Here is a 347-nt window from a genome sequence, read left to right as displayed (position 1 = left end):
ATGAGCACACGCGGGCACGCAGCAGGAATACTAAAACGTGGCCAGCGTAGGGCAACCCCCGAGCTCATCTACAAATGGGCGAAAGGAGATAGGGGGCAAGCTCAAAGGCTGCTTCGCGAGCACGGGTATATTCTCCCGGGTGGGCAAAACCCCGTTGGGGTGCTCCGTGGGGCACGTGAGGGGTTTGGCCAATACGGTAAAGGTGGGCGTGCAAAAGCCTCCACGCAGGCCGTATTAGAAGCTCGCCAACGCGGCTGGCGCGACCCGAATAACGTTTATACGATGACTGCGGCAGAACGCCGCCTCTACGTTGCAGAACGCGATTATAAGGAAGTACTGGTCGGGCG

The 347-nt window shown here is 59.1% G+C and carries 1 protein-coding gene; it reads left to right on the top strand.

Annotated features, from left to right (window positions below; all coding sequences use genetic code 11):
* Positions 1–159 precede the first annotated feature (159 nt).
* Positions 160–347, top strand: a 188-nt coding sequence (locus QP381_RS08680) for a hypothetical protein (protein WP_285068561.1), incomplete at its 3' end; no start/stop codon positions are given.

Source organism: Pauljensenia sp. UMB6358 (genome assembly GCF_030216865.1).
Taxonomy (GTDB): Bacteria; Actinomycetota; Actinomycetes; order Actinomycetales; family Actinomycetaceae; genus Pauljensenia; species Pauljensenia turicensis_A.
This window is presented reverse-complemented; position numbering and strand designations above follow the sequence as displayed.